At 64.6% G+C, this 26,214-nt stretch carries 26 protein-coding genes; 13 read left to right on the forward strand and 13 right to left on the reverse strand.

Annotated features, from left to right (window positions below; genetic code table 11):
• The first annotated feature begins 74 nt into the window (after positions 1-74).
• From IM784_RS09715 to IM784_RS09735, 5 genes are all read left to right on the forward strand, one after another.
• On the forward strand, positions 75-1,700 hold the full coding sequence (locus IM784_RS09715; RefSeq protein ID WP_328799502.1) for a glycoside hydrolase family 43 protein: 1,626 nt from the start codon (positions 75-77) through the stop codon (positions 1,698-1,700).
• Entirely contained in the window at positions 1,697-3,487 is a 1,791-nt protein-coding gene (locus tag IM784_RS09720) for a glycoside hydrolase family 9 protein (protein WP_199555137.1), read from the forward strand. Before IM784_RS09715 ends, IM784_RS09720 begins: the two co-directional genes overlap by 4 nt.
• A gap of 79 nt (positions 3,488-3,566) precedes the next feature.
• Positions 3,567-4,625, forward strand: coding sequence for a LacI family DNA-binding transcriptional regulator (locus tag IM784_RS09725; RefSeq protein WP_199555138.1), 1,059 nt, complete (start codon positions 3,567-3,569; stop codon positions 4,623-4,625).
• 120 nt (positions 4,626-4,745) lie between these two features.
• Entirely contained in the window at positions 4,746-6,161 is a 1,416-nt protein-coding gene (locus IM784_RS09730; RefSeq protein WP_199555139.1) for a sugar porter family MFS transporter, read from the forward strand.
• A gap of 80 nt (positions 6,162-6,241) precedes the next feature.
• Positions 6,242-8,017, forward strand: a complete 1,776-nt coding sequence (locus IM784_RS09735) for an IlvD/Edd family dehydratase (protein ID WP_199555140.1) — start codon at positions 6,242-6,244, stop codon at positions 8,015-8,017.
• A 207-nt stretch (positions 8,018-8,224) separates the two neighbouring features.
• Here IM784_RS09735 and IM784_RS09740 read toward each other — a convergent pair whose 3' ends face one another.
• From IM784_RS09740 to IM784_RS09765, 6 genes are all read right to left on the reverse strand, one after another.
• Positions 8,225-9,367: an OmpA family protein gene (locus tag IM784_RS09740; protein ID WP_199555141.1), complete on the reverse strand. Its 1,143-nt coding sequence runs from the start codon at positions 9,365-9,367 to the stop codon at positions 8,225-8,227.
• Positions 9,368-9,508: 141 nt separating this feature from the next.
• On the reverse strand, positions 9,509-9,973 hold the full coding sequence (locus IM784_RS09745; protein ID WP_199555142.1) for a DUF2793 domain-containing protein: 465 nt from the start codon (positions 9,971-9,973) through the stop codon (positions 9,509-9,511).
• Between the two features lie 16 nt (positions 9,974-9,989).
• The gene (locus IM784_RS09750) at positions 9,990-11,912 is read right to left on the reverse strand and encodes a phage tail protein (RefSeq protein ID WP_199555143.1); all 1,923 of its coding nucleotides are present in this window, start codon (positions 11,910-11,912) and stop codon (positions 9,990-9,992) included.
• A 72-nt stretch (positions 11,913-11,984) separates the two neighbouring features.
• On the reverse strand, positions 11,985-12,293 hold the full coding sequence (locus tag IM784_RS09755; RefSeq protein ID WP_199555144.1) for a DUF2460 domain-containing protein: 309 nt from the start codon (positions 12,291-12,293) through the stop codon (positions 11,985-11,987).
• A 38-nt stretch (positions 12,294-12,331) separates the two neighbouring features.
• On the reverse strand, positions 12,332-12,538 hold the full coding sequence (locus tag IM784_RS09760) for a hypothetical protein (RefSeq protein ID WP_199555145.1): 207 nt from the start codon (positions 12,536-12,538) through the stop codon (positions 12,332-12,334).
• A gap of 79 nt (positions 12,539-12,617) precedes the next feature.
• Positions 12,618-13,136 carry a DUF6456 domain-containing protein gene (locus IM784_RS09765; RefSeq protein ID WP_235976944.1) on the reverse strand — a complete coding sequence of 173 codons (519 nt, stop codon included), beginning with the start codon at positions 13,134-13,136 and terminating at the stop codon, positions 12,618-12,620.
• A 79-nt stretch (positions 13,137-13,215) separates the two neighbouring features.
• On the opposite strand from IM784_RS09765, the gene IM784_RS09770 reads away from it, so the two are divergent.
• Positions 13,216-13,779 (forward strand): helix-turn-helix domain-containing protein, encoded by a 564-nt coding sequence (locus IM784_RS09770; protein ID WP_199555146.1) that lies wholly within the window; start codon positions 13,216-13,218, stop codon positions 13,777-13,779.
• Here the strand turns inward: IM784_RS09770 and dcd are convergent.
• The 7 genes from dcd to cobA form a co-directional block, all read right to left on the reverse strand.
• A complete protein-coding gene (dcd, locus tag IM784_RS09775) occupies positions 13,776-14,330 on the reverse strand; it encodes a dCTP deaminase (protein WP_199555147.1) in 555 nt (184 codons plus the stop codon). The genes IM784_RS09770 and dcd overlap by 4 nt on opposite strands.
• Before the next feature lie 102 nt (positions 14,331-14,432).
• Positions 14,433-14,906, reverse strand: coding sequence for a UPF0262 family protein (locus tag IM784_RS09780; RefSeq protein ID WP_199555148.1), 474 nt, complete (start codon positions 14,904-14,906; stop codon positions 14,433-14,435).
• A gap of 121 nt (positions 14,907-15,027) precedes the next feature.
• On the reverse strand, positions 15,028-15,771 hold the full coding sequence (locus tag IM784_RS09785; RefSeq protein WP_199555149.1) for a phosphoadenylyl-sulfate reductase: 744 nt from the start codon (positions 15,769-15,771) through the stop codon (positions 15,028-15,030).
• A complete protein-coding gene (locus IM784_RS09790; protein ID WP_235976946.1) occupies positions 15,768-16,172 on the reverse strand; it encodes a DUF934 domain-containing protein in 405 nt (134 codons plus the stop codon). Before IM784_RS09790 ends, IM784_RS09785 begins: the two co-directional genes overlap by 4 nt.
• On the reverse strand, positions 16,165-17,811 hold the full coding sequence (locus IM784_RS09795; protein ID WP_199555151.1) for a nitrite/sulfite reductase: 1,647 nt from the start codon (positions 17,809-17,811) through the stop codon (positions 16,165-16,167). The genes IM784_RS09790 and IM784_RS09795 overlap by 8 nt, the downstream gene beginning before the upstream one ends.
• A complete protein-coding gene (locus tag IM784_RS09800) occupies positions 17,811-18,092 on the reverse strand; it encodes a DUF2849 domain-containing protein (RefSeq protein WP_207791726.1) in 282 nt (93 codons plus the stop codon). Before IM784_RS09800 ends, IM784_RS09795 begins: the two co-directional genes overlap by 1 nt.
• The gene (gene cobA / locus IM784_RS09805; RefSeq protein WP_199555152.1) at positions 18,086-18,865 is read right to left on the reverse strand and encodes a uroporphyrinogen-III C-methyltransferase; all 780 of its coding nucleotides are present in this window, start codon (positions 18,863-18,865) and stop codon (positions 18,086-18,088) included. Before cobA ends, IM784_RS09800 begins: the two co-directional genes overlap by 7 nt.
• Positions 18,866-19,000: 135 nt before the next feature.
• Between cobA and IM784_RS09810 the strand changes: the two genes are divergently transcribed.
• The 7 genes from IM784_RS09810 to tatC all read left to right on the forward strand — a co-directional run bounded on the left by IM784_RS09810 (position 19,001) and on the right by tatC (position 26,126).
• A complete protein-coding gene (locus IM784_RS09810) occupies positions 19,001-21,499 on the forward strand; it encodes a penicillin-binding protein 1A (protein ID WP_199555153.1) in 2,499 nt (832 codons plus the stop codon).
• Positions 21,500-21,565: 66 nt separating this feature from the next.
• Entirely contained in the window at positions 21,566-22,939 is a 1,374-nt protein-coding gene (locus IM784_RS09815; RefSeq protein WP_199555154.1) for a peptide MFS transporter, read from the forward strand.
• A 15-nt stretch (positions 22,940-22,954) separates the two neighbouring features.
• Positions 22,955-24,083, forward strand: a protein-coding gene (gene prfB / locus IM784_RS09820; protein ID WP_199555155.1) for a peptide chain release factor 2 whose coding sequence is annotated in 2 segments (ribosomal slippage) — positions 22,955-23,023 and positions 23,025-24,083 — 1,128 coding nt in all. Because the reading frame shifts where the segments join, the coding sequence is not laid out codon by codon here.
• Positions 24,073-24,690, forward strand: a complete 618-nt coding sequence (gene scpB, locus IM784_RS09825; protein WP_199555156.1) for an SMC-Scp complex subunit ScpB — start codon at positions 24,073-24,075, stop codon at positions 24,688-24,690. The genes prfB and scpB overlap by 11 nt, the downstream gene beginning before the upstream one ends.
• A gap of 48 nt (positions 24,691-24,738) precedes the next feature.
• Positions 24,739-24,972 carry a twin-arginine translocase TatA/TatE family subunit gene (locus IM784_RS09830; protein WP_199555157.1) on the forward strand — a complete coding sequence of 78 codons (234 nt, stop codon included), beginning with the start codon at positions 24,739-24,741 and terminating at the stop codon, positions 24,970-24,972.
• 18 nt (positions 24,973-24,990) lie between these two features.
• Positions 24,991-25,347, forward strand: a complete 357-nt coding sequence (gene tatB / locus IM784_RS17730; RefSeq protein ID WP_199555158.1) for a Sec-independent protein translocase protein TatB — start codon at positions 24,991-24,993, stop codon at positions 25,345-25,347.
• Positions 25,344-26,126 (forward strand): twin-arginine translocase subunit TatC, encoded by a 783-nt coding sequence (gene tatC / locus IM784_RS09840; RefSeq protein WP_199555159.1) that lies wholly within the window; start codon positions 25,344-25,346, stop codon positions 26,124-26,126. Before tatB ends, tatC begins: the two co-directional genes overlap by 4 nt.
• The last annotated feature ends 88 nt before the right edge of the window (positions 26,127-26,214 follow it).

A 26,214-nucleotide genomic window follows, 5' to 3' on the forward strand; every position in this document is an offset into this window, starting at 1 on the left:
TGGGGGCTGGCGGCCGGCGGACATGGCTTGCAGCAATTGCAGTGTCCTTGTGCCTCGCTGCGCCATTCTCTGGCGTGGCGCGGGCAGCTGAGGCGCGGTTCGACTGGTTTCGCTATCAGGGTTCCGATCCGGACAATGCCCTTGCGAAGCCAGGGCCGGGGGATTTCCGCAACCCCGTGCTGCAGGGCTTTTACCCCGACCCCAGCATCGTTCGCGTCGGCGAAGACTTCTATCTGGTCAATTCCAGCTTCTCCTGGTTTCCGGGCATCCCGGTCTTCCACAGTCGCGATCTCGTCAGCTGGAAGCAGATCGGCAATGCGATCAGCCGGCCGGAGCAGCTGGACTTCAAGGGACGGGAGCTGTCGCAGGGGGTGTTTGCGCCCGCCATCTCCTATCACGACGGCATCTTCTATATCGTCAACACCTGCTTCTTCTGCGGTGGCAACTATGTGATCACCGCGAAGAATCCTGCCGGTCCGTGGAGCGATCCCGTCTGGCTGAAGGAGCTGGGATGGGGGATCGACCCGTCGCTGTTTTTCGATGACGACGGCACGGCCTGGCTGCTGAACAACGACGTGCCGCCGGGCAAGAAAATGTATGAAGGCCATCGGGCGGTGTGGATCCAGCGGTTCGACACCAGGACAATGAAGCTGGTCGGGCCGCGCACCGTCCTGCTGGACGGTGGCGTGGACCCGCAGGAAAATCCGACGTGGATCGAAGGCCCGCACATTTTCCGCAAGGGCGGCTGGTACTATCTGACCGCTGCGGAGGGTGGCACGGGCGACCGGCATTCGCAGGTGGTGCTGCGCGGCAGGCGTCCGGAAGGGCCGTTCATGCCGTTTCGCCACAATCCGATCCTGACCCAGCGCGACCTGGATCCCGCGCGGCCCAATCCGATCACGTCGGCGGGCCACGCCGATCTTGTCGATACCGCTTCGGGCGACTGGTGGGCGGTGTTCCTGGCGACGCGGCCCTATACCGGCGATGCCTATAACACCGGGCGCGAGACCTTCCTGCTGCCGGTCACATGGACCGGGGACGGCTGGCCGGTGATCCTGGAGCCGGGGAAGCCGATCCCGACCGTGGCGCCGCGCCCGAACCTACCGCGAGATCCGGCGCCTCCGATCCCCAACAGCGGTCCGTTCACGGTGATGGAGGAGTTTGACGGCAAGGCGCTGGGGCTGAACTGGATGCGGATGCGCAATCCCGAGGGAATGTGGCATCGGCTGGCGGGCGGCTCGCTCTACCTGACGCCGCGGAGCCAAGGGCTGGGCGATGTCGCCAACCCGTCGTTCGTGGCGCGGCGGCAGCAGCATATGAACATGGAGGCGTCGACGCGGTTGCGCTTTGAGCCCGGGGCCGGCGAAGCGGCAGGGCTCGCGATCATCCAGCGCGACGAATATTGGTATGCGCTGCTGGTGGCGGATGCCGGCGGCAAGCGCGAGGTGCGCGTGGTGGTGCGCGACGGGGCGGAAACGCCTGCTGCGGGCCGGGTGCTGGCATCGGCGCCCGTGCCGGCCGGCGACATACGGCTGCGGATGGTGGCCGAAGGCGGCAAGATGCACTTCGACTGGGCAGGCGCGAATGGCGATTGGAAGCGGCTGCTGTCGGATGCGGACGGAACGGTGCTGAGCACCTGGCGGGCGCGTGGGTTTGTCGGCGCGATGGTGGGGCCATATGCCGTGAAGGCGCGTCCATGAGGTGGCTTGTCGTTGGGGCGGCATTGCTTGCTGCCGCGCCGCTGCCGGCGCAGGCGATTGCGCTGAACCAGCTGGGGTTTCAGCCGGGCTCGCAGAAGCTGGCGATCCTCTCGGGGGCGGGTGGCAAGCCGGTGCCGTGGACGGTGACCGATGCTGCAGGCGCCAAGGTGCTGAGCGGGTTGAGCCATCCCTATGGCGAGGATGCAGCCGCCGGTATGATGGTGCAGCGGATCGACCTGAGCGGGCTGACGAAGCCCGGGGAAGGCTATCGGCTACAGGCCGCGGGGGTGACGAGCGATGCCTTTCGCGTGGAAGCGGCGCTCTATCGGCCGTTGGCTGAGGGGAGCCTCGCCTATTTCTATCACAACCGGGCCGGCGTTCCGATCGAGGCGCGCTTTGCCGGCGGCGAGCGTTGGGCGCGGCCTGCGGGACATCCGCATGAAGTGGTGGGATGCTTTGCGGGCAAGGACCAGAAAGGGAACAGCTGGCCTGGCTGCGACTATAAGCTGGACGTGACCGGCGGCTGGTATGACGCGGGTGACCACGGGAAATATGTGGTGAACGGGGGGATTTCCCTTTGGACGCTGCAGAATCTTTATGAGCGCCTGCCGAAGTCCTTTGCCGACGGCGGCCTGCCTCTCCCGGAGGCCGGTAACGGGGTGAGCGACCTGCTGGATCATGCGCGCTGGCAGATGGAGTTCATGCTGAGGATGCAGGTGCCCGACGGGAAGCACCTGCGGCTGCCGGTGGGACAGGCGACCAACGACAAGCCGCTGCAGTTCAGCGAGGTCGATGCCGGCGGTATGGCGCATCACAAGATTGCGGACATGAACTGGACGGCGTTGCCGATGCGTCCCGACAGGGATCCCGAAGTGCGTGTGCTGCATGCGTCGAGCACGGCAGCGACGCTGAATCTGGCGGCGACTGCCGCTCAGTGCGCGCGGATCTGGCGCAGCATCGATCCGGCGTTTTCGGCACAGTGCCAGAAGGCGGCCGAGCGGGCATGGAAAGCGGCCCTGCGCAACCCGGACATCCTGGCGGTTGGCGATTTCGCCGGCAGTGGCGGTTATGGCGACGCCGATCTTTCCGACGAATTCTATTGGGCGGCGGCGGAGCTCTATGTAACCACCGGAGGCGCGCCCTATCTGGAAATGCTGCGGAAGCTGCCGCATTTCGCGCGCATCAACGGCGAGCCGGGATGGGCCGTGACGGCACCGCTGGGGACGCTGACGCTCAGCTTTGCGCCATCCGGGCTGACGCCCGAGGAGGCGAAGAAGATGCGGTCGGCGGTGGTGGGCGCCGCCGATGTCTTCCTGGCCGAGCGGGACAAGGTGGGATATGCGATCCCCAAGTCGTCGCTGGCCTATGACTGGGGATCAAACAGCAATCTGCTGAACCGCGCGATGCTGCTGGCGGCGGCCTACGACCTCACAGGCGAAGCGCGCTACCGCGAGGCTGTAGTGGATGTGATGGACTATCTGCTGGGACGCAACCCGCTGAGGGTTTCCTATGTGAGCGGCTTTGGCGATCGGGCCATGCACAGGCCGCACCATCGCTTCTGGGCGGAGAGCCTGGATCCTGCCTATCCGCCGCCGCCGCCCGGTGCGCTTTCGGGCGGGCCGAACAATACGGCGATGTCGGACGATGTCGCGAAACGGCTGAAGGGGAAGTGCGCGCCGCAGGTCTGTTGGGCGGATGATGCGCATGCCTATGCGTTGAATGAAGTCGCGATCAACTGGAACGCGCCGCTCGCCTGGGTTTCCACCTGGCTGGACGCCCGGCGCTGATGCAGGCCATTTGGCCATTCCGCCGTTGCAAAGCGGCGCCGCGCTCCATATCGCAAAGGAGCAGGAGGGGGAGAACCGGATGAGCCGATCGACACGCAAGGGGCAGGGGAGCGCCACCGTCCAGGATGTTGCGCGCGCTGCCGGTGTTTCGGCGATGACGGTTTCCCGGGTGGTGAATGGCGGCTCCAACGTGCGCGAGGCGACGCGAGAGGCCGTGAACATGGCCATCGCAAAGTTGAACTACCGTCCCAATACGGCCGCACGGAGCCTCGCTGCGGGTGAGGCGACGCAGATCGGCCTGCTCTATTCGAACCCCTCTGCCGCCTATCTCAGCCAGTTCCTGATCGGTGCTCTGGCAGCCGCCAGACGTGCGGGTTGCCATCTGGTTCTGGAACCTTGCGAGGGTGAGAGCGCGGAGGAGCAGGCAGAGGCAACGCGGCAGTTTGCCGGTGTGGAGGTACAGGGCGTGATCCTGCCGCCTCCGCTGTCGGAATCCGCGGCCGTGCAGGCCGAGCTGGCGGCTACGAATATTCCGTGGGTAGCGATTGCGATGGGCCGGCAGTCGCCCGGAACACTGAACGTCCGCATTGACGATTTCGCGGCGGCCAAGGCGATGACCGAGTATCTGCTGGGGCTGGGCCATAGGAATGTGGCATTTATCCGTGGGCATCCGAACCAGATGGCCAGCGAGGAGCGATATCGCGGCTTTGCAGCGGCCATGGACGCGGCAGGCATCGACGTTTCCACGCAACAGGTCGAGCAGGGGTACTTCACCTTCCGTTCGGGAACGGTCGCTGCGGAGCGCATATTGTCCTTGGCGGAACGCCCGACAGCCATTTTCGCAAGCAACGACGATATGGCCGCGGCGGCAATAGGCGTTGCGCACAGGCACGGGCTGCATGTGCCAGGCGATCTGAGCATTGTAGGATTCGACGACACCGCATTGGCGACGAACGTCTGGCCGGAGCTTACGACCATTCGCCAGCCGATTTCGCAGATGGCGGAAAGTGCCGTGGAGTTGCTGCTGGCGCGGCTTCGCGCGCGCGACGGGGCGACCGGAGAAACCGAAGAGCGGGTTCTGCCATTTGAACTGGTGCATCGGGAGTCGGCCGGTGTGCCGGCACGCAGTAGCCGATGAATGCGGCGGGTTGCGCCGTATCGGCCTGCGACCCGCTTGCATTCCCGCGCAGATTGGGGAATTAAGTTACCGCTAACAAAGATGGCGCGATAAGAGGCGCGAGCTGGAGGGACCGAGGGGATGAACACATCGGAGAGCCAGGTGAACTTGGGATTCGTCACCATGATCGTCGCAGTTGCGACGATCGGCGGATTTCTGTTCGGCTATGACAGCGGCGCGGTCAATGGCACGCAGGAAGGGCTCAAATCCACCTTCCTTCTCGATGAAGCCGGGCTTGGCTTCACTGTCGGCTCGCTGCTGATCGGCTGCATCATCGGTGCCTTCTCCGCCGGCACGCTCGCAGACAGCTTTGGCCGCCGTAACGTGATGCGGGTCGCGGCGTTGCTGTTTCTTGCCGGGGCGCTCGTGCAGGGCTTTTCACACGACCACACCCTTTTCATTCTCGCACGGATTGTCGGCGGCATGGCGGTCGGCGCGGCGTCGGTGCTGTCGCCGGCCTATATTTCGGAAGTCGCGCCGGCCAATATCCGTGGTCGGATGACGACGGTGCAACAGGTGATGATTATCACCGGCCTGACTGGCGCTTTCGTGGTCAACTATTTCCTCGCGCAATCGGCCGGCGCCTCGACCAATCCCTTCTGGGCCGGCATCGAGGCCTGGCGCTGGATGTATCTGATGCAGGCCATTCCGGCGGCGATCTTCCTGATCGCCCTGTTCTGCATCCCGGAGAGCCCGCGGTTTCTGGTTTCGAAAGGTCGCAATGCAGAGGCCGGGCGCGTGCTCGGAGACCTGTTCGGACCTGAGGAGGCCGCGATCAAGCTGCGTGAGATTCAGGCGAGCTTCTCGCAGGATCACCGTCCGCGTCTGGCTGATGTGCTTACGCCTCCGGGCGGCACGGGCTTTCTCGGCGTCCGCAAGATCGTGTGGGTGGGTATCATGCTGGCGGTTTTCCAGCAGCTCGTCGGCATCAACGTGATCTTCTATTATGGCGCGACGCTCTGGCAGCTTGCAGGCTTTTCGGAGAATGATGCGCTGATGATCAACATCGTTTCCGGTGTTGTCTCGATCATGGCTTGTTTCGTCACCATTGCAGTCATCGATCGTATCGGCCGCAAGCCGCTATTGCTGATCGGTTCGGCTGGCATGGCAGTATCGCTATTCGTGATGGTCTACGCCTTCAGCCATGGCTCGCTGGACGCAGCCGGCAAGCTGCAGCTTACGCCGGAACTGGGCATGCTCGCCGTCGTTGCCGCGAACATCTACGTCATTTTCTTCAATGTCAGCTGGGGCCCGGTGATGTGGGTGATGCTGGGGGAAATGTTCCCGAACCAGATACGTGGCTCCGCGCTTGCAGTTGCGGGCTTCTTCCAATGGTTTGCCAACTATCTGGTGGCGCAGTCATTCCCGGTCATGGCGGCGAAGAGCCTGACATGGAGCTACGTCTTCTATGGCGTCTGCGCGGTGATCAGCTTCTTCCTGGTCCAGCGCTTCATCCGTGAAACCAAAGGCAAGGAATTGGAAGAGATGGAGGGCTGACCCTCCGCCAGCGTCGGGTTTCCGGCGGATTTGACGTTCGCTGCGCAAGCTGGACTCCGCCTTCCAAGGAGTAAGAAGAGATGACGCGCACGCCTGCTCGCCCGTTCCGCTCTCGGGAATGGTTTGTCGCCCCCGGGCGAAGTGACATGGCAGCGCTCTATCTCGAGCGCTTCATGAACTATGGGATGACGCCGGAGGAGCTTCGTTCCGGAAGGCCGATTATCGGGATCTGCCAGTCTGGATCAGATCTTTCGCCCTGCAACCGGATTCACCTGGATCTTGCGCGGCGTGTGCGAGACGGCATCCGGGACGCGGGGGGCATCCCCATCGAATTCCCGATGCATCCGATTTTCGAGAATTGTCGCCGACCAACCGCTGCCCTCGATAGGAACCTCGCCTATCTGGGGCTGGTAGAAGTGTTGAACGGCTACCCTATCGATGCAGTCGTGCTCACTACCGGATGTGACAAGACAACGCCGGCGCAGATCATGGCAGCCTCTACAGTCGATATTCCGGCCATCGTCCTCTCTGGAGGCCCGATGCTGGATGGCTGGCATGATGGCGATCTGGTCGGTTCAGGGACAGTAATCTGGCGGGCGCGCCGCAAACTGGGCGCGGGTGAGATCACGGAGGAAGAGTTTCTGGATCAGGCAGCGGCGTCAGCGCCGTCTGCCGGGCACTGCAACACCATGGGCACCGCATCAACGATGAATTCGGTCGTAGAAGGGCTGGGCCTGTCCCTGCCCGGGTGTGCCATGATCCCGGCGCCTTATCGCGAACGCGGACAGATGGCCTATCACACCGGCCGTCGCATTGTGGAAATGGCCTATGAGGACCTGAGGCCCTCATGCATCCTTACGCGCACGGCGTTCCTGAATGCTCTCGCCTTGACGACTGCCATCGGTGGGTCATCAAATGCGCAGCCGCACATCATGGCTATGGCGCGACATGCTGGTGTGGAAATCGGCCCCGGGGACTGGATGGAGGCATACCGGCTTCCTTTGCTGGTAAACATGCAGCCGGCCGGCAGATATCTTGGCGAACGCTTTCACAGGGCCGGGGGCGTCCCCGCGGTTCTTTACGAGCTGCTTCAAGCCGGGAAGATAGATGGCTCAGCGCTGACGGTCACGGGCCGCAGCATAGGAGAGAATGTCGCAAGCCGCATAACTACCGATCGAGATGTTATTCGGCCGTGGGCAGAGCCGTTGCGGGACAACGCGGGATTCCTCGTGCTGTCCGGAAACCTGTTCAACTTTGCCATTATGAAGACGAGCGTCATCTCGGAAGAGTTCCGTACCCGCTATTTGTCAGAGCCAGGACGAGAAGGCATTTTCGAGGCGCGAGCCGTGGTTTTCGACGGTTCAGATGACTATCATCACCGCATCAACGATCCGACGCTTGGAGTGGATGAGCGCTCGATTCTTGTGATCCGAGGCTCAGGTCCGTTGGGATGGCCTGGTTCTGCAGAGGTGGTGAACATGCAGCCGCCCGATGCCCTTCTCAAGCGTGGCATCACCAGCTTACCTACGCTGGGGGATGGCCGCCAGTCGGGAACTTCCGATAGCCCGTCCATCCTGAACGCATCGCCCGAGAGCGCGGCTGGTGGCGGGCTTTCCTGGCTTCGATCGGGAGACATGGTGCGGATTGATCTCAACCTTGGCCGTTGCGATGCCCTGGTCGAGCCCGAAGAAATCAGGCGCAGATGTGCCGAAGTCGGGCCTCGAGTTCCCGCAAGCCAGACCCCGTGGGAGGAACTCTACCGGGAAAAGACCAGCCAACTGGACGCCGGGTGCGTCATGGAAATGGCGCTCAAGTACCGAGGCACCTCCGCAAGGGTACCGCGGCACAATCACTAGAGTCGTCGATCCGTTCCACCAAAAATCTACTCATGCGCACGATGGAAGATCGTAGCGGCGAATGACGGTTCGCCGCAGCTAGGCTTTGTCGCTGCTACTGGGACCTTGTCGTAAGAATTGGCAGTGACCCCAATGAAAAAGGGCCTGCACCAAGAGGTGCAGGCCCGATTTTCAACCGTAGCGGGGTGAAGCCCCGCTATCGGGAGATCAGTTGGTCGGCTGGCCGAAGATGATTTCGGCGCGACGGTTCTGCGGCTCGCGCACACCCAGTGGCGTGTCGACCAGCAGTCGGTTGAAACCGAAGCCGCGGGTAGTCATCTGGCTGTCCGCAATGCCCTTGCCAGCCATATAGGCCTTCACAGCATTGGCACGGCGCTCCGACAGAGCCTGGTTGTAGGCGGCCGGACCCGACGTATCGGTGTGACCGTCGATAACCACCGACGATTGGCCGGTCTGGACATAGGCTTCAGCCGCACGATCGAGGATCGCTGCTGCTTCCGGCGTGATGTCGTACTTATCCCAGTCGAAGAAGACCAGGAACGGTCCGGGCACCACCTGCTGCGGCGGAGGCGGCGGAGGCGGAGGCGGCGGAGGCGGCGGAGGCGGAGGCGGAGGCGGCGGAGGCGCTTCCTCGAACAGGTTGAACGTCAGCCCCAGCAGAAGGCTGTGGCTCCGCCAGTTGCCCGAAAGATCATGACCATTGGTGGTCTGCAGATCCAGGCCGCTCATATTGAAGAAGCGATACTTCAGCGACAGATCCAGCTTTTCCGACAGAGCATAACGCACGCCGGCAATGGCCTGCCATGCAACACCAGTGTCGCTGTCGTCAGAGAAGGCCGCGCCGTACTTCTGGAGTTGCCAGATGTGCGACTTAAATCGGCCAATACCGACACCACCGCCCACGAAACCGCCAAACGGCGAACCTTCTTCGGCTCCGAAATCGAACATGCCGTTCAGCATGAACGTAAGAATTTCGGCATTACCATCGGCAGCAGTATAGCTGCCAGCGGCAGGAACCCTAGGAACACCGGTGCCTCCGTAAGGAATCGCCGGAATAGCGCCATTGACAGTTACCGAATCCAGATTGGCATTCTTATAACCAACTTCAAACTCGGTCCGGAACGAACCAAAGTCGTAACCGAGCACGCCGCCGACTTCCCAGCCAGGCTCGTACTTGTTGCGGATACCATCCGAAACGCCGACACCAGCCGTCGTTTCAATATCAAAACCCTTGGACTCGGCGATGAAGCCGCCAGCCTCCAGGCCTATATACCAGGAGTTATCCCGCGCTTGCGCGGCTCCTGCTAGCACCGTGGTCGCGAGCGCGACCGCAACGGCGAACTTCCCCATGACTATCCCCTTCTACGTATGACGCACTAAGGCCGGGTCATCTAACCGAGCCTATGCGCGCTTAGCAAGGGGTGGATTCACCAAAACTGTGTTACAAGTGCAACATGTTGGCCGGCAATTCGCACAAAGCGCGAACACTTGTCATGCCGATACCAACCCAAGCCCCACAAGGCGGTGCAGTAGAGCGGCCAACGCCTCTCTCGCTTCAACGTCAATTACCGAACCGCCCTGCGAAATTTCGACGCCGTCCGCCGGCGGCCCATAGGGGGCGACCTCGGCAAATCCGCCAGCCGTACGCCGAATAGTCCTTTGCTCATCAACGACCCACAACGCGAAGCCCTCCGGCACGCGATGAAAGCGCCAGCCACCCACCGTCCAGCATGCCAGCCGATTCTCCTGTCCCCCCCATTCGCCGGCCGCTCCCGGCGCCACTATCCAGCATTCTCCCAGTTCAGGGGCTTGCGGCGGGGTCAAAACCTGCCTGCTAGCCACGACGGCCCCCACCAGGCAATCCAACGCCATCAGGGCCTCATTGTGCGTGACATCCTTCTGCCCCTGCCCGGCTATCAACATTGGCATTTCCAACCGCGCCGTCTTCTCCGTCACAGGTCTGTCTCCCTCTTCAGATTCGAACCGATCCGGAACGCCGCAGCGCCATCGGCCCATCGCCCATCGCTTCAAGCCAGCATTCCCCCGAAGGCAGCGCCCGTCCAAACCAAGCGACCTGATCCGACAAAGTGAATACAAGCGGACTTCCGCCGATCATCCGCGTGAACAACTCGCCATCGTCTCCGGCAAACTGCCAGCGAAAGCCTGTGTCGCTCGCGACCTCTCCGCTCCAGTCCCAGGCTTCGGCAGAGCGGGATACCCAGTTCATCCTCACCGCCCCGTCCGGCGTCCTCTGCGCACCAAAGTGAACGGGAGCCATCTGCGCGCGGCCGACGCCTTCAACACGATGAACCAACTCGGTTCCGCCAGGCGGATCCCCAGAACCAGACGCCAAAAAGGCGATCTCCCGGCCGGACGCATCCGTCGGAATCTGCCAATGGGCCAGATCTTCCAGCCTCAGCTGGAGAACGGTCGCCCCGGGCTCCACCACCGCCATGCGATAACCGGTTCCGAATCGTCCCCGCAGGAGGCGGGACAATCGCACCACGCCGTCGCCCTTAAACTCGGCATTCTGAAACTGTAAAAGCTCCCCACCAACAAGCACGAGATTGGCCCCGGCGAGCACGGCTTCAGCCGACCTGCTTTCAAACGCCGGCACATCTTCCATCACCTGCACCAGCAGGCTGTTGTGTTCGTCCCAAATCGTTTCCGGTCCCACGTCGAGCGGTTCGACCAGCGTTCCAAAGGGCGCGGAGCTTCCAACAGCCCCCAGGCTGATCTCGTCGCCACCGAAAAGGACGCGGATTTCCGCCCCCCGCCAGCCGGGCCCACCAGCAGCGGCAACCCAAATCCGCGTATCACCCACCCGAAGCGGAACTGGGGTCTCAAACGCCCGGAGAATAGTCGGAACCGGCGGCACCAGCGGAGCGGGCAGTGATCGCCCCGGATCTGCAGCAACTGCTGTCGAGCCGGCTCCGGCAACTCTCTCCGCCTCGAACAGCAGCAGCAGCCCCTGCACATCGCGTTTCACGATGCGCCACATCGCGCCGCGATCCAGCGCAATCATGTCGCCAACGCAAATTTCCATCCAGCGCCAAGGCAATGCAAAGCTCAACACTTCCGCTCCTGCCTCCGCCTCTCGCAAGAGCCTGGCGGCCAGCTTCCGGGCCAGTTCGGCCGTCGCGGTCAATGCCCCTCCACTTTCGATCTCGGTGCCCGATCTCCCGCGCGAAGCCCGCTGCCGCCCAGCCTGATAGTCCCTCGCCGGATCGAAATAGCCAATGCTCAGTCCAGCCGGACGCGCCGAAACGGCAACCTCCGCCGACGCGGCCTCCTCGCGAAAGATCAGATCACCCGCCGGAACTGAGAAAAGCCGCCCGCCGCCAAAGCCAAATGCACCATCGGCGAGGCAAGGGCTGGCACCAATCGTCTGCGCCACCGTTTGCGCGTCGTCCGCCAATCTGGAGGATACCGCCGCAAACCCTGTCGCGCCTGCCTCCACCTGCATCTCCGGAACCTGAAAGCCGGCCTCCGCCCCCATTTCGGCCAACCAGCTTTCTGCGCCATCCTCGTCCGCAATAACCTCGAAACTCAGGTTCGGAATGCGATTGCCAAAGGCTCCCAACGCGAAATCCTCGAAAACGACATAGGCGATACCGCGATAGTCCGGAGCCAATCCGTCGTCTTCCGCAGCCGCAATCAGCGGGTCCGTAGCTTGCTCCGCATCGCCTCGATGAACCCGCATCACAGTCTTGGTCTCAAAGCGTCCTTCGGCGTCCCGGATTTCCCGGCCGTCGGCCCAGATCCGCCCGATACCCAGAATCGGCCGCGCCGACAGCGCCACAGCAAAGCTCGTCCCGGCCGTTCGGCGGCCGCTTCCCTTGCGCGCGCCCGATTGCATGGGCAGCGCCCAGATCAACTGGCCGGCCAAGCCCATCCCCCCGCGTCAGCCGCCAGCACAGGGCCACTGCAGTCGCTTCTCCGCCAAGCGCCCCGGCAAGCTCGGGCGTCATTCCCGCACCTCCACCAGCGGAACACTGGGTGCTTCCCCGGAGCGCACCCCAGAAAGCGAAACGTCCAACCTGTCACTGGCAAACCGCACCGGCACGTCAAAGGCATATCCGGCACGCACGGCCGCCCCGATCGGTGGCGCCTCGTCGAACACCAGCCGCCCGCCCGCCAGAAGCTGCCACCCGTCGAACAGCTCAACACCTGCAACGGAAACACGCACGCTGCCCGGCTCGGGCCGGGAAATACGCCGCACTTCCTCCGCGCCCGCGTCGCCGTATCGCTTCACCAGCTGAAAGCTCAACTGCATGCCATCGCCTAGCCGCTCACCGTCACCATCGCCTCCATTCAGCCCCCCTTGCGCTTTCCCCAGCCCAGCATTTCCCGCTTCTCGTCGTCGCTCAGGAAGCCCGCGTCCCCCACGTGACGCCACAATCGCTCCCGGTCGGCCCACAGCGCCGGCACCAGGTCCATGTCCGCCTCGATGCGCAGACCCGGCCACCACAGCGCCAGATGCCGCGAAAGCCGCTCCATCCTGGAAAGCTCGCGCGCCACCACATCTCCGGAAATAGTCGGTCAAGCCCCGGAAGGCGGCGGGCTCTCCCAGCCGCAATTCCGGAGCATGCCCAAATCTCTATACCGAATCGTCACGATTGTCAATATGTTTTTTACCGTATTGGTTATCATAGTGCATGACCAACCGATCCAGCGCCAGCCCCAGCACCAGCTTCCCGGCACGAACCGGCCATCCCAGCCCCTTCTCCGCTTCCGCCAGCCCCTCACCCTCGCAGGCAACCCGCCACAACACATCCGACAGCCCCGGCCCAACTTCCGCCATCGCCGCCCCGAATCGCCGCCGCGCCTCGATCCCCGCCACCGCCTGGGTGTCGGCGCCTCCCTGCCAACCCTGCCGCCCCCCTGGGGCAGCATCCCACCGCATTGTCACCCGCGCGCCCAGCCCGGCCCGCGCATGGTCGCCGCGCAACCGCTCGCCGGCCGCCACCTGCCGTGCCGTCAACATCCCGCGCCGCGCCAGCCAGGCCAGCGGCGACTCGGTCAGGTTCACGGCCACCACCTGCCGATCCACCGCGTCCGAAGGCGCCAGAACCCGCCGTCCGATAACCCGATTCGGATAGTCGCTTGCTTCAATCATGCATCCATCTCCTCTCGACAGATGCAAATAAATGCCATAATGGTAATGCTGTAGGAAAGCCAATAACCGGGAAAAGAAAATGACCAGCCGCCTACGGGAGATTCGCAAGAGCAAGGGCCTCACTCTGGCAGAGGTCGCAGCCCGCTGCACGCCCGCCACCACGGCGGTCACCATCGGCCGCCTCGAAACCGGCACACGCCAGCTCACCGTTCCCTGGATCGAAAAGCTCGCAACGGCGCTGGAGGTCGAGCCCCGGCAGCTGATCGCGCAGGAAAGTGATTCGACTATTCCCGTCGCCGCCCAGCTCACCGCAGAGGGCGCACAGGCCCTCACCGCCCCGCTCTCCCTGCATCCGCCGGTCCCCATGCCCGGCGCGATCGGCCTCATCATCCGCGACTCACAGGGCGATTACCGCGCCGGCGACCACCTCTGGCTGGAACAGCTGCAACCCGAACGCTTCGGAGAAGCCATCAACACCGACGTGCTGGTTCCCCGCCCGGTCGGCCGCTTCGTCTTCGGCCGCCTCGTCGCCACCGATCAGGGGCGGCTGCAGATCCTGCCGCTAAAGCCCGGCAGCCGCCAGACCGTCGTCGCAGAAGCGCCGTGGATAGCGCGCGCCCACCACCTCATCCGCCAGCTCTAGAGCCGGGGCAAGGTCACCCCCCGCTGCCCCTGATACTTCCCGGCGCGGTCGGCATAACTCACCTCACACACCGAATCGCCCTTCAGGAACAGGAACTGGCAAGCGCCCTCATTGGCATAGATCTTCGCCGGCAGCGGCGTGGTGTTGGAAAACTCCAACGTCACATGCCCCTCCCACTCCGGTTCCAGCGGCGTGACATTCACGATGATCCCGCATCGGGCATAGGTGCTCTTGCCCAGACAGATGACCAGCACATCCCGCGGCACCCGGAAAAATTCCACCGTCCGCGCCAGCGCGAAGCTGTTGGGCGGAATCACACACACGTCCGTCTGCCGATCGACAAAGCTGGCATCCGAAAAGGCTTTCGGGTCCACCACCGCACTATCCACGTTGGTAAAAATCTTGAACTCGTTGGAAACCCGCGCGTCATATCCATAACTCGAAAGCCCATAGGAAATGCAGCCATCCCGCCGCTGTCCCTCCACAAACGGCTCGATCATCCCATCCCGCAAAGCGCGCTCTCGAATCCAGGAATCGGGCATAACGCTCATTGCTTGTCGCCTCCGGCGCATGTTCCGCGCACTTGCGCCGGCGCGCGTTCGCGCTTGCGGCGCAGCGCGCCGGGGTTAGCGATACTCAAACTTGGTCCTTCCTCACTGCCGGATGTGCAAAACGCAGATCAGCGTGAACAGCCGTCGCGCGGTGTCAAAATCCATCTCCACCCGCCCGTCAAGCCGCTCCATCAGCAGTTCCGCCGCCGAATTGTGAATCCCCCGCCGCGCCATGTCGATGGTTTCGATGGCGCTCGGCGCCGCATTGCGGATCGCCTTGTAGTAGCTGTCGCAGATCGCGAAATACTCGCGCACCACCCGTCGGAACGGCCCCAGCCCCAGCAGTACCGAGCCGGTCGCGGCCCCGCCCTCTTCCGTCAGGTCCATTGCCAGGCGGCCGTCCTCCACCCGCAGCACCAGCCGCCACGGCCCGTCGCCACGAACCTCCACCGGCCGAAAGACATTCCCTTCCAGCAGGTCAAATATCGCAACCCGCCGTTCCTGCTCCACATCGGCATTGCGCCAGATGACAGTACGCTCATCCAGTTCAACTGCCACAATCCGATGATCCGCCATGCGCGAAACCCTAAAGCCCCGCAGGACAATGGCAAGTGTGGCCTAAAGCCTGTTCCAAACAGGCGGAATCGCCTGATCGGCCTGGAGCGGCCGATTTCATGCGATCAAATCGAGGCTCGCTCTAAAATACCGGTTCGCTGTCATCCGAAGGCTTGTGGATCCCGCATTCCGATTTATCCCACCCCCGCCAGCGCCCGGCCCGCGGGTCCTCGCCCGGCTGCACGCGCGAGGTGCAGGGCGAACAGCCGATCGAGGGATAGCCATCCGCCACCAGCGGATGCGGCGGCAGCTGCTGCGTCGCCGCATAGGCATTGATCCCGGCACCGGTCCAATCATGCAATGGGTTCAGCTTCAACCGCGCAGCATCCCGCTCAAACAGCGTCAAGGTCGCCCGCGCCTTGTTCTGATGGCTCTTTCGTCCCGAAATCCACAGATCGAAATCCGCCAACCCGGCATCCAGCGGCTGCACCTTGCGGATGTCGCAGCATCCGTCCGGATCATAGCTCCAGCGCAGCCGCTTCGCATCCTTCGCGTCCAGCACCGCCTGCTCCGGCCGCAGCCAGCGCACATCCGTCAGCCCCAGATAGGCCGAAAGATCCTCGGCATAGCGCAGCGTCTCCGGAAACAGCCAGCCCGTCTCCACGAACAGCACCGGCGCATCCTTGCGGATCGCAGCCGCCATATGCAGCAGCACCGCCGAATCCGCCCCGAACGAGGACACCAGCGCCACCCGCCCAAAGGCAGGCGAAGTCAGCACGTCCGCCAGCGCATCGGCCGCCCTGTCCGCATAGACAGAGTTGAGCTCAGCCACATCCCCAAACGCCCAGCGGACGTCCGGCAGGGCGGGCTGTACCGCGGGTTTCACTCGGCTGCCTTTCCGGCGGTGGGATGCCGCAACGCCCAGGCCGGAACGCGCCCGTCGGCCGCCTTCTGATAAACCTCCGGAAAGCGCGCCAGGGCAGCCGCCGCCACCGCCGGATCGATCGGCCGCTCGCTGGCCACCGAACTGAACCCGACCCGCTTCAGGAATACCAGCTGGTCCACCGTCAGGTCGCCGATCGCCCGGATATCGCCCGCAAAACCCATCTCCCGCAGGATGCGCGCCGAGGAATAGGCCCGTCCATCCCGCCACTTCGGAAAGGCAAGGCCGATCACCCGATGATTGCCCAGCCCCTGATGGCTGCGCACATCCTCCTCGGGCGCCAGAACCACGTCGGGCTCGGCATCTTCCACGGCCCGGCCATCGATCGCAAACAACTCAGCCAAAGGCCGACTCCCCATAGACCGCATATTTGAACGGAGCCGCTCCCAGCCGGCGATAGGTGTCCAGGAATCGCTCCCCGTCCTCCCGCTGCTCCAGATAGGCGTCGGTCAGCCTCTCCACGGCATTCACGATGCCCTCCTCGTCAAAACCCGGCCCCAGAATCTGCGCCAGGCTGGTATCCTCCGCACCCGAACCACCCAGCAGCAGCTGGTAATTCTCCTTGCCCTTCCGGTCGACGCCCAGAATCCCGATGTGCCCGGCATGGTGATGCCCGCAGGCGTTGATGCAGCCCGAGATCTTGATCTTCAGCTCGCCCAGCTCGCTCTCCTTCGGCGCCAGCCGCTCGGCAATCTGCTGCGCCACCGGGATCGAGCGCGCATTCGCCAGCGCGCAATAATCCAGCCCCGGGCAGGCGATGATGTCGGTCGCCAGATCCAGATTGGCGTCCGCCAGCCCGATCTCCTTCAGCGTCGCATACACGGCTTCCAGATCACTCGCCTTCACGTGCGGCAGCACCAGGTTCTGCGCATGCGTCACCCGCACCTCATCGAAACTGAACCGCTCGGCCAAGGCCGCAATCGCCTCGATCTGCTCGGCCGAGGCATCCCCCGGTATCTGCCCCACGGGCTTCAGCGAGATATTGACGATCCGGTAACCGGGCACCTTGTGCGCCGCCACCTGCCGCTTCACCCAGCGCGCAAACGGCCCCGCCTTCAGGGCGGCCGGCGGCAGTTCATCTGCCAGCTTCTCGAAATCCGGTTCCCCAAAGAACCCGCGGATCCGCTCCAGCTCCGCCGCCGGGGCATCGATCCCCAGCGTCAGCACATGCAGATGCTCTTCCTCCACCTGCCGCGTGAACTCGGCCGCGCCCAGCTCGCTCACCAGGATCTTGATCCGCGCCTTGTAGATATTATCCCGCCGCCCATAGCGGTTATAAACCCGCAGGATCGCCTCGCAGTAACTCAGGAACTCGGCAACCGGCAGGAACTCGCGGATCAGCGGCGCAATGATCGGCGTCCGCCCCATGCCGCCGCCCACATAGACAGCAAAGCCCAGCTCGCCATCCTTGCGCACCAGCTGCAGGCCGATATCGTGCAGCTTCATCGCCGCCCGATCTTCCTCGGCGCCGATCACCGCGATCTTGAACTTGCGCGGCAGATAGCTGAACTCCGGGTGGAAGCTCGACCATTGCCGCAGCAGCTCCGCCCATACGCGCGGATCGTCCACCTCATCGGCGGCAGCGCCTGCATACTGGTCGGAAGAAATATTGCGGATGCAGTTCCCCGAAGTCTGGATGGCATGCATTTCCACCGTCGCCAGCTCGGCCAGAATGTCGGGCGCCTCTTCCAGCCGGATCCAGTTGTACTGGATATTCTGCCGCGTCGTGAAATGCCCGTAGCCCCGGTCATATTTCCGCGCGATATGCCCCAACATCCGCATCTGCGCCGAGGAAAGCGTCCCATAGGGAATGGCCACCCGCAGCATATAGGCGTGCAGCTGAAGATAGAGCCCGTTCTTCAGCCGCAGCGGCTTGAAATGATCCTCGTCGATCACCCCCGAAATCCGCCGCTCCACCTGGTCGCGGAATTCCGCCACCCGCGCATCCACCAGCGCCTGGTCGATCTCGTCATAGCGATACATCAGCGCCACTCCTCGCCGGCCAGAGCCAGATCGGCGCGCACCGTCGGCCCATAGGCCCGAATCCGCTCCCGCGCCTTCACCGGCCGCCAGCGACCGTCCACTTCATCCGCATCGATCAGCGCCAGGTCGCTCACCCGTTCCCCCACAGCCTCGCGCGCCAAAATCTCCGCGCCATCCGAATCCACGGCCACCGCCTCGCGGATCGAGGTGCTCCACCCCGAACCGTTCCACCACAGCACGTCGCCGCGCAGAAGCTCGTTGCCCGTCAACAATTTCACCATTGACCGATTTCCTGAAAAACCTGCGCGGCCTGGCCGGCGATGATATCCTCGGCCTCGGCGAGCCCGGCCACCCGGCCAACCACCAGTACGGCGGGGCTGCGCACCTGTTCGCGCGCCACCACTTCACCCAGGCCCGCCAGCAAGGTGCGGATCGCCCGGGCACCCGGCAGCGTCCCGCGCTCCAGCACGGCCACCGGCATGTCCGGCGAAACCCCGTCGCTCATCAGCTTCTCGGCAATCGGCCCGGCAGTCGTCACGCCCATGTATACCACCAGCGTCCGTCCCGGCCCGGCCAGCCCGCGCCAGTCCTGCTCCTTCAGCCCCTGGCAGGTCCCCGCCACAAAACTCACCGCACTTGCCAGCGCCCGATGCGTCAGCGGCAGCCCGGCTTCCGCCGCGCAGCCCAGCGCCGCCGAAATGCCCGGCACCACCTCGCAGCCGATCCCGGCCGCGCGCGCCGCCTCCAGCTCCTCGCCGCCACGCCCGAACACGAACGGATCGCCGCCCTTCAGCCGCACCACTTTCAGGCCCGCGCGCACCTTGCGCACCAGCAAGGCATTGATTTCCTGCTGCGGCACGGAATGCCGGTCGCGCCGCTTCTCCACGGAAATCAGCTCCGCCTCGGCCCGCGCCATCGCCAGCACGCCGTCGCCCACCAGCCCGTCATGCACCAGCACATCGGCCTCGCCGATCAGCCGCGCCGCCTTCAGCGTCAGCAGGTCGGGGTCACCCGGCCCCGCGCCAACCAGCCACAATTTCCCGATCTTTTCCATGCCGCGGCACATGCGCCTCCTGCGCCGCACCTGCCAGCAGCGAAAACTTGGGGGCGGAAAACCGCCGCTATCCCCCAGCTCGCTTCACCGAAAAGTCGCTGTCCCAACCGGAAACGCCGCGCTAAAGCGGCTGCGATGGACGTCGCCACACCGGAAGCCGAACGAACCCAGCCGCAGTTCCTCGCGAAACTCCGCGAGCTCTACGCGCGCATCCCGCGCCGCGTCCGGATCCTCGCCGGCGCCGCCGTGGCGCTCGGCCTTGTCGGCTTGTTCCTGCTCTGGCTGCTCGTCGGCCGCGGCCTCCCGGATGCCGCCAGCCTCGCAAACTACCAGCCGCCCCTCCCCACCACGCTGCGCTCGTCCGACGGCACGCCCTTCCACACCTTCGCCCGGGAACGCCGCATCTATCTGCCCTATTCGGAAATCCCGCCGGTCGTCGTGCAGGCCGTCACCTCGGCAGAAGACAAGACCTTCTTCCAGCATGGCGGTCTCGACTACGCCGGCATTGCCACCGCCGTCTGGACCAACCTCAAGTCGCTCGGCTCCGACAAGCGCCCGGTCGGCGCCTCCACCATCACCCAGCAGGTGGCGAAGAACCTTCTCCTCACCAACGAGGTCACCATCGGCCGCAAGCTGCGCGAAGCGATCCTCGCCCGCCGCATTGAGGAACAGTTCACCAAGGAGCAGATCCTCGAACTCTACCTCAACGAGGTATTCCTCGGCCGCAACGCCTACGGGATAGAGGCCGCCTCCCAGGCCTGGTTCGGCAAGCCCGCCTCCGAGCTCCGCCCCGAGGAAGCCGCCTTCCTCGCCGGCCTGCTGAAGGCGCCCTCCTCCTTCAATCCGGCCACCAACTATGCCCGCTCGCTCGAACGGCGCAACTATGTGCTGGGCGAAATGGGCAAGAACGGCTTCCTCACGCCCGAACAGTCGCGCGCGCTGCAGGCAAGCCCCATCGTCACCAGCCGCTCCGGCGTCGCCGCCCGCCAGGCCACCACCGGCGGCTATTTCATCGAAGAAGTCCGCCGCGAGCTGATCGACAAGTTCGGCGAAGACGCGAAGGCCGGCCCCAACAGCGTCTATGCCGGCGGCCTCTGGGTCCGCACCACCATCGATCCGGTCATCCAGGCCGCCGCCGAAAAGGCGCTGCGCAACGGTCTCGTCCGCTACGACAGCGGCCGCGCCTGGCGCGGCCCCGTCACCACGATCGACGCTGGCGACGGCTGGGAATCCCGCCTGCGCGCCGCCAATGTCGGCGTCGGCTACCCCGAATGGCGCGCCGCCGTCGTCCTCGGCTCGCCGGCGGGCGGCCTCCGCCTCGGCTTCACCGACGGCACCACCGGCTTCATGTACAACGGCGACGCCACCCGCCAGCGCAACGGCGTCGCCGCCTGGCAGCAGCTGAAGGTGGGCGACGTCATCCCCGTCGCGAAGATCTCCGGCAGCAACTACGGCCTGCGCCAGATTCCCGAAGTCTCCGGCGCCCTCGTCGTCCAGGAACCGCAAACCGGTCGCGTCCTCGCCATGGTCGGCGGCTTCGACGTCCGCGGCTCCAGCTTCAACCGCGCCACCCAGGCCCAGCGCCAGCCCGGCTCCAGCTTCAAGCCCTTCGTCTATGCCGCCGGCCTCGACAACGGCATGACCCCCGCGTCGATCGTCGCCGACGCCCCCTATTGCGTCTACCAGTCGCGCAGCCTCGGCACGAAATGCTTCCGCAACTTCGGCGGCGGCTATGCCGGCGCGCAGACCATGCGCTGGGGTCTCGAACAGTCGCGCAACCTGATGACCATCCGCATCGCCTACAACAGTGGCATGGACAATGTGGTGAAGCTCGCCAAGGACCTCGGCATCGGCGACTACCAGCCGGTCCTCGCCATAGCGCTCGGCGCCGGCGAAACCACGCCGATGCGGCTGGTCAACGCCTATTCCATCCTGCTCAACAACGGCCGCGCCGTCGAGCCGATCCTCTTCGACCTCGTGCAGGACCGCAACGGCAAGACGCTCTATCGCGCCGACCCGCGCCCCTGTGAAGGCTGCAACAGTGCCACATGGCAGGGCCAGCGCATGCCCCGCCCGGCCGACACGCGCCGGCAGGTGATGGACGCCCGCACCGCCTATCAGGTCACCCACATGATGGAGGGCGTCATCCAGCGCGGCACCGCCGTCACCCTGCGCTCGCTCGGCGTCCCCATCGCCGGGAAAACCGGCACCACCACCGGCCCCAAGGACGTCTGGTTCGTCGGCGGCACCCCCAATTTCGTCGCCGGCCTCTACATCGGCCACGACAAGCCGCGTAACCTTGGCGGCCTGCAGGGCGGCACCTTCGCCGCCCCCATCTGGAAGCAGTTCTATACCGAAGCGTTCAAGGACAACCCGCAGGAACCCGACCCCTTCCTCGCCCCGGCCGGCATCCGCATGGTCCGCATAGACCGCCGCTCCGGCCGCCGCGTCTACGGTACCTGGCCGGGTACAGACCCCAAGGCCGGCGTCATCTGGGAAGCCTTCAAGCCAGAAAGCGAACCGCGCCGCATCTACCGCACGGCAGAGGACCTGAAGGCCCTGCAACCGGCCCAGCCAAAGGCCCGCGTCAAATCCGACAGCGACTTCCTGAGACAACAAGGCGGCATCTACTAAAAACCCCTCCCCTGCAGGGGAGGGGCAGGGGTGGGGGCGCCCCGCACATACCAACGGAACGAAAAAATGCACCCAAACCCCGAAGCTAACCCTAACGACCGCGCCTTCCTCGGCCACCCCAAGGGCCTCGGCTACCTGTCCTTCTCCGAAGCGTTCGAGCGCTTCTCCTACTACGGGATGCAGGCGCTCCTCGTCCTCTACATGGTCAACTACCTGCTCCTCCCGGGCAATGTGGAGCAGGTCTGGCTGTTCAAGCCGCTGCAGTCCTTCTTCGGCCTGCAGGGCCAGCCGCTCGCCAGCGCCATCTTCGGCACCTACGCCTCGCTCGTCTACCTCACCCCCATCGCTGGCGGCTTCATTGCCGACCGCTTCCTCGGCAAGCGCCGCACCGTCCTGCTCGGCGCCATCACCATGGCCTTCGGCCACTTCCTGATGGCCTTCGAGCCCGCCTTCCTGTTCGCGCTTCTCTGCCTGATCATCGGCACCGGCCTCTTCAAGGGCAACATCGCCAGTCAGGTCGGCAGCCTCTACGGTCCGGAAGACAACCGCCGCGCTGACGCCTTCCAGATCTTCTATCTCGGCATCAACGCCGGCGTCATCGCCGCCCCGCTGATCGTCGGCACGCTGGGGGAAAAGGTGGGCTGGCACTGGGGCTTCGGCGCCGCCGGCGTCGGCATGCTCATCGGCCTCGCCATCTACATCAGCGGCACCCGCCACCTCCCCAACGATCCGCCCATCCGCAAGTCCGCCGATGCACCGGCCCGCCCGCCCCTCACCCGCCAGGAGTGGATCGCCACCCTTTCCCTTCTCGCCCTCATCCCGGTGATGGCCATGGCGATCATCCCCAACCAGCAGATCTTCAACGCCTATCTGGTCTGGGGCGACCGCAACTTCGATCTCATGTTTCTGGGCACCCGCCTCCCCACCACCTGGCTGATCACACTCGATGCCATCGTCAGCGTCTCCTTCCTCGCCCTCGTCGCCCTCTTCTGGCGCTGGTGGGGCAAAACCCGCACGGAGCCCGACGAGCTGCAGAAGATCCTCATCGGCTCAGCCTTCACCACGGCGGGGATGTTCTGCCTTGTGATGGCCGCGATCACCCAACCCGAAGGCGGCAAGATCGGTCTCGCCTGGCCGGTCGCCTTCCATGTGCTGAACTCGATCGGCTTCGCGCACATGCTGCCGATCAGCCTCGCCCTCTTCGCGCGCATGGCGCCGCCCGCCATCAACGCCACCGTCATCGGCCTCTACTATCTCGCCTTTTTCGCCGGCAACGCCATGGTCGGCTGGATCGGCGGCAAGCTCGACAGCATGGTGCCAACGCATTTCTGGCTCCTGCACGCGGCCTTCGCCGCCGGTGCCGGCCTCATCTTCCTCCTCTTCCGGCTCACGGTCTGGCGGCCAAAGGCTGTGGCCCCTTCCCTTTCGCCCACCGGCTGACTACATCGCCCTCCCATGAGAGCCGAAGCCCAGAATCACGTCGACAAAATCCAGCAGGCGCTTGCCCTGCTGAGGAGGTTTCTTTGACTGGGATCGCGCCCTCCAGAAGCTCGATCAGCTAAACCACCGCGCCGAAGACCCGACGCTCTGGAACGATCCACGCGCCGCGCAGGAACTCATGCGCGAACGCCGCAAGCTTGATGAGGCCATCACCGCCACCCGCAAGATCGAAGCCGATCTCGCGGGAACGGTCGAACTGATCGAACTGGCAGAGGCCGAAGGCGACGAGGCCCTCGCCGAGGAAGGCGTGGCAGCGCTCGCCGAACTCGCCGCCAAGGCCGAACACGACAAGGTCGAAGCACTCCTTTCGGGCGAAGCGGACGGCCTCAACAGCTTCATCGAAATCAACTCCGGCGCCGGCGGCACCGAAAGCCAGGACTGGGCCGAAATGCTGCAGCGCATGTACATGCGCTGGGGCGAACGCCGCGGCTTCAAGGTCGAACTGATCGACTACAACGCCGGCGAACAGGCGGGCATCAAGTCCGCCACCATCCTGCTGAAGGGCGACGGCGCCTTCGGCTGGGCCAAGACCGAATCCGGCGTCCACCGCCTGGTCCGCATCAGCCCGTATGACAGCGCCGCCCGCCGCCACACCAGCTTCTCCAGCGTCTGGGTCTATCCGGAAATCGACGATTCGATCGAAATAGACATCAAGGAATCGGACTGCCGGATCGATACCTACCGCGCCTCCGGCGCCGGCGGCCAGCACATCAACACCACCGATTCAGCCGTCCGCATCACCCACATCCCCAGCGGCATCGTCGTCGCCTGCCAGTCCGAACGCTCGCAGCACAAGAACCGCGCCACCGCCTGGAAGATGCTCCGCGCCCGCCTCTACGAAGCCGAGCTCGCCCGCCGCGAAGCCGAAGCAAACGCCGTCAACGCCACCAAAACCGACATCGGCTGGGGCCACCAGATCCGCTCCTATGTCCTCCAGCCCTACCAGCTGGTGAAGGATCTCCGCACCGGAGTCACCAGCACCTCCCCGCAGGACGTGCTGGACGGCGAGCTCGATCCGTTCATGGCCGCCGCCCTCAGCCAGCGCGTCACCGGCGAAAAGGCCGACGTCGAAGATGTCGACTGAGGTCGACGGCTATCAGCGCCGCGTAGAGGCCGTCCTCTTCGCCGCCGCCGAGCCGCTCGCCCCCGCCGACATCCGAACCTACGCCGGCGAGGGCGACCTGGGCGCCGCTCTCGAAACGCTGATGGCAGATTATGCCCCGCGCGGCATCAACCTCGTCCAGCGCGGCGGCCGCTGGCTGTTCCAGACGGCGCCCGATTGCGCCTCGGTCCTCACCGCCGCCCGCGAAGTTCCGAAGAAACTCGGACGCGCCGCGCTCGAAACCCTCGCGATCATCGCCTACCACGAACCCGTCACCCGCGCCGACATCGAGGAAATCCGCGGCGTGCAGACTGCGCGCGGCACGCTCGACACGCTGATGGAGGCAAATTTCGTCCGCCCGGCAGGCCGCCGTGAATCCCCGGGCCGGCCGATGCAATATGCAACGACGCCCATTTTCCTCGTCCATTTCGGCCTCGAAACCCGCCGCGATCTCCCCGGCATTGCCGAGCTGAAGGCCGCCGGCCTCCTCGATCCGCCGGCCGTGACCGAAGAATCCGAAGCCGACAGTCGGGCAAACACCGACGAACCGGAACCGGATGCACTGGCGTCGGACCCTTCGAACGATTAGATAGCCCATCATGACAGGCGCCCCGCGCCCTCACAGGAGTAAGATCACATGGGAAGCATGAGCCTCTGGCACTGGGTGATCGTCGCCCTCGTCGTGCTCCTGCTCTTCGGCAAGGGACGCATCTCCGACATGATGGGTGACCTCGCCAAGGGCATCAAGTCGTTCAAGAAGGGCCTCGCCGAAGACGATATCAGTGGCACCACCACGCCGCAGGCTCCGCCCGCGCAGGTCACGCAGAACCCGGCCGCGCAGGCCACTTCTCCCGAGCAGACGCCCCGCTAAGGGCGTCGCCACACAGCCATGTTCGAGATCGGCGGAACCGAGCTGCTTCTTATCGCCGTCGTCGCACTGGTGGTGATTGGTCCAAAGGATCTGCCCAACGCCCTGCGCACGGTCGGCCGCTACACTGGCAAGGCTCGCGCCATGACCCGCCACCTCCGCTCCGGCTTCGACGAAATGATGCGCCAGGCCGAGCTGGAGGAAATGGAAAAGCAGTGGGCCGAACAGAACCGCAAGATCATGGCCGAACACCCGAGCGTTCAGGAAACGACCGCCCCCGAAGCCAGCACCGAACCTGCACGCTCCGCTGAAGCCGAAGCAACCCCGACCGAAGCCGAAGCAACCCACGCCACCCCCGATCCGCGCCCGCTCCCATGAAAGACATCGATGACAGCAAGGCCCCGCTCATCGATCACCTGATCGAGCTGCGCACGCGCCTGCTCTGGTCCGTGGGCGCCATCCTCATCGCCTTCTTCGTCTGCTTCTTCTTCGCGAAGGACATCTTCGCCCTCCTCGTCCGCCCGCTCGCCGCCGCCGGCCAGAACCGGGTAATCTTCACCCAGGTGTTCGAGGCCTTCTTCGTGCAGGTCCGCGTCGCCTTCTTCGGCGCCCTGATGCTCAGCTTCCCCATAGTCGCCACCCAGCTCTGGCGCTTCGTCGCCCCCGGCCTCTATCGCCAGGAAAAGCAGGCGATGCTGCCCTTCCTCGCCGCCACGCCCTTCCTCTTCGCGCTCGGCGCCAGCTTCGCCTATTTCGTCGCCATTCCCACCGCGCTGCGCTTCCTGCTCGGCTTCCAGGGCGATCTCGGCAACAGCGGCGTCTCCCAAGAGGCGCTTCCATCCGTCGGCCAGTATCTCAGCTTCATCATGCAGTTCCTGTTCGCCTTCGGGCTTGCCTTCCTGCTGCCGGTGCTGCTGATGCTCCTGAACCGCGCCGGCATCCTCAGCCGCGACCAGCTCGTCGGTTTCCGCCGCTATTTCATCGTCGCAGCCTTCGTCATCGCCGCCGTCTTCACGCCGCCCGATGTCGTCTCGCAGCTCCTTCTCGCGATCCCGCTGATCCTCCTCTACGAAATCAGCCTGATCGCCATCCGCATCACCGAACGCCCCAAATCCGCCGAGACGCTCCCGGCAGAGATCGAGAAACCCGCGGAATAGCAACCGAAGGGCGGCCACAGGCCACACCGGCGATGACCCGGATGCGCAAAGCCTGCCACCCGCACCGCCAGACCATAAGCGTGTAAAG

This window comes from Sandaracinobacteroides hominis (assembly GCF_016464365.1).
GTDB lineage: Bacteria > Pseudomonadota > Alphaproteobacteria > Sphingomonadales > Sphingomonadaceae > Sandaracinobacteroides > Sandaracinobacteroides hominis.

Excerpts from the sequence above, each read along its gene's own strand:
- cobA (WP_199555152.1), bottom strand. The coding sequence starts at position 18,865 with ATGGAAAAGATCGGGAAATTGTGGCTGGTTGGCGCGGGGCCGGGTGAC.
- scpB (WP_199555156.1), top strand. The coding sequence starts at position 24,073 with ATGTCGACTGAGGTCGACGGCTATCAGCGCCGCGTAGAGGCCGTCCTC.
- dcd (WP_199555147.1), bottom strand. The coding sequence starts at position 14,330 with ATGAGCGTTATGCCCGATTCCTGGATTCGAGAGCGCGCTTTGCGGGAT.
- IM784_RS09735 (WP_199555140.1), top strand. The coding sequence starts at position 6,242 with ATGACGCGCACGCCTGCTCGCCCGTTCCGCTCTCGGGAATGGTTTGTC.
- IM784_RS09800 (WP_207791726.1), bottom strand. The coding sequence starts at position 18,092 with ATGGTGAAATTGTTGACGGGCAACGAGCTTCTGCGCGGCGACGTGCTG.
- IM784_RS09780 (WP_199555148.1), bottom strand. The coding sequence starts at position 14,906 with ATGGCGGATCATCGGATTGTGGCAGTTGAACTGGATGAGCGTACTGTC.
- IM784_RS09740 (WP_199555141.1), bottom strand. The coding sequence starts at position 9,367 with ATGGGGAAGTTCGCCGTTGCGGTCGCGCTCGCGACCACGGTGCTAGCA.
- IM784_RS09765 (WP_235976944.1), bottom strand. The coding sequence starts at position 13,136 with ATGATTGAAGCAAGCGACTATCCGAATCGGGTTATCGGACGGCGGGTT.
- IM784_RS09815 (WP_199555154.1), top strand. The coding sequence starts at position 21,566 with ATGCACCCAAACCCCGAAGCTAACCCTAACGACCGCGCCTTCCTCGGC.
- IM784_RS09720 (WP_199555137.1), top strand. The coding sequence starts at position 1,697 with ATGAGGTGGCTTGTCGTTGGGGCGGCATTGCTTGCTGCCGCGCCGCTG.
- IM784_RS09725 (WP_199555138.1), top strand. The coding sequence starts at position 3,567 with ATGAGCCGATCGACACGCAAGGGGCAGGGGAGCGCCACCGTCCAGGAT.
- IM784_RS09770 (WP_199555146.1), top strand. The coding sequence starts at position 13,216 with ATGACCAGCCGCCTACGGGAGATTCGCAAGAGCAAGGGCCTCACTCTG.
- tatC (WP_199555159.1), top strand. The coding sequence starts at position 25,344 with ATGAAAGACATCGATGACAGCAAGGCCCCGCTCATCGATCACCTGATC.
- tatB (WP_199555158.1), top strand. The coding sequence starts at position 24,991 with ATGTTCGAGATCGGCGGAACCGAGCTGCTTCTTATCGCCGTCGTCGCA.
- IM784_RS09730 (WP_199555139.1), top strand. The coding sequence starts at position 4,746 with ATGAACACATCGGAGAGCCAGGTGAACTTGGGATTCGTCACCATGATC.
- IM784_RS09755 (WP_199555144.1), bottom strand. The coding sequence starts at position 12,293 with ATGCAGTTGAGCTTTCAGCTGGTGAAGCGATACGGCGACGCGGGCGCG.
- IM784_RS09795 (WP_199555151.1), bottom strand. The coding sequence starts at position 17,811 with ATGTATCGCTATGACGAGATCGACCAGGCGCTGGTGGATGCGCGGGTG.
- IM784_RS09750 (WP_199555143.1), bottom strand. The coding sequence starts at position 11,912 with ATGGGCTTGGCCGGCCAGTTGATCTGGGCGCTGCCCATGCAATCGGGC.
- IM784_RS09810 (WP_199555153.1), top strand. The coding sequence starts at position 19,001 with ATGGACGTCGCCACACCGGAAGCCGAACGAACCCAGCCGCAGTTCCTC.
- IM784_RS09830 (WP_199555157.1), top strand. The coding sequence starts at position 24,739 with ATGGGAAGCATGAGCCTCTGGCACTGGGTGATCGTCGCCCTCGTCGTG.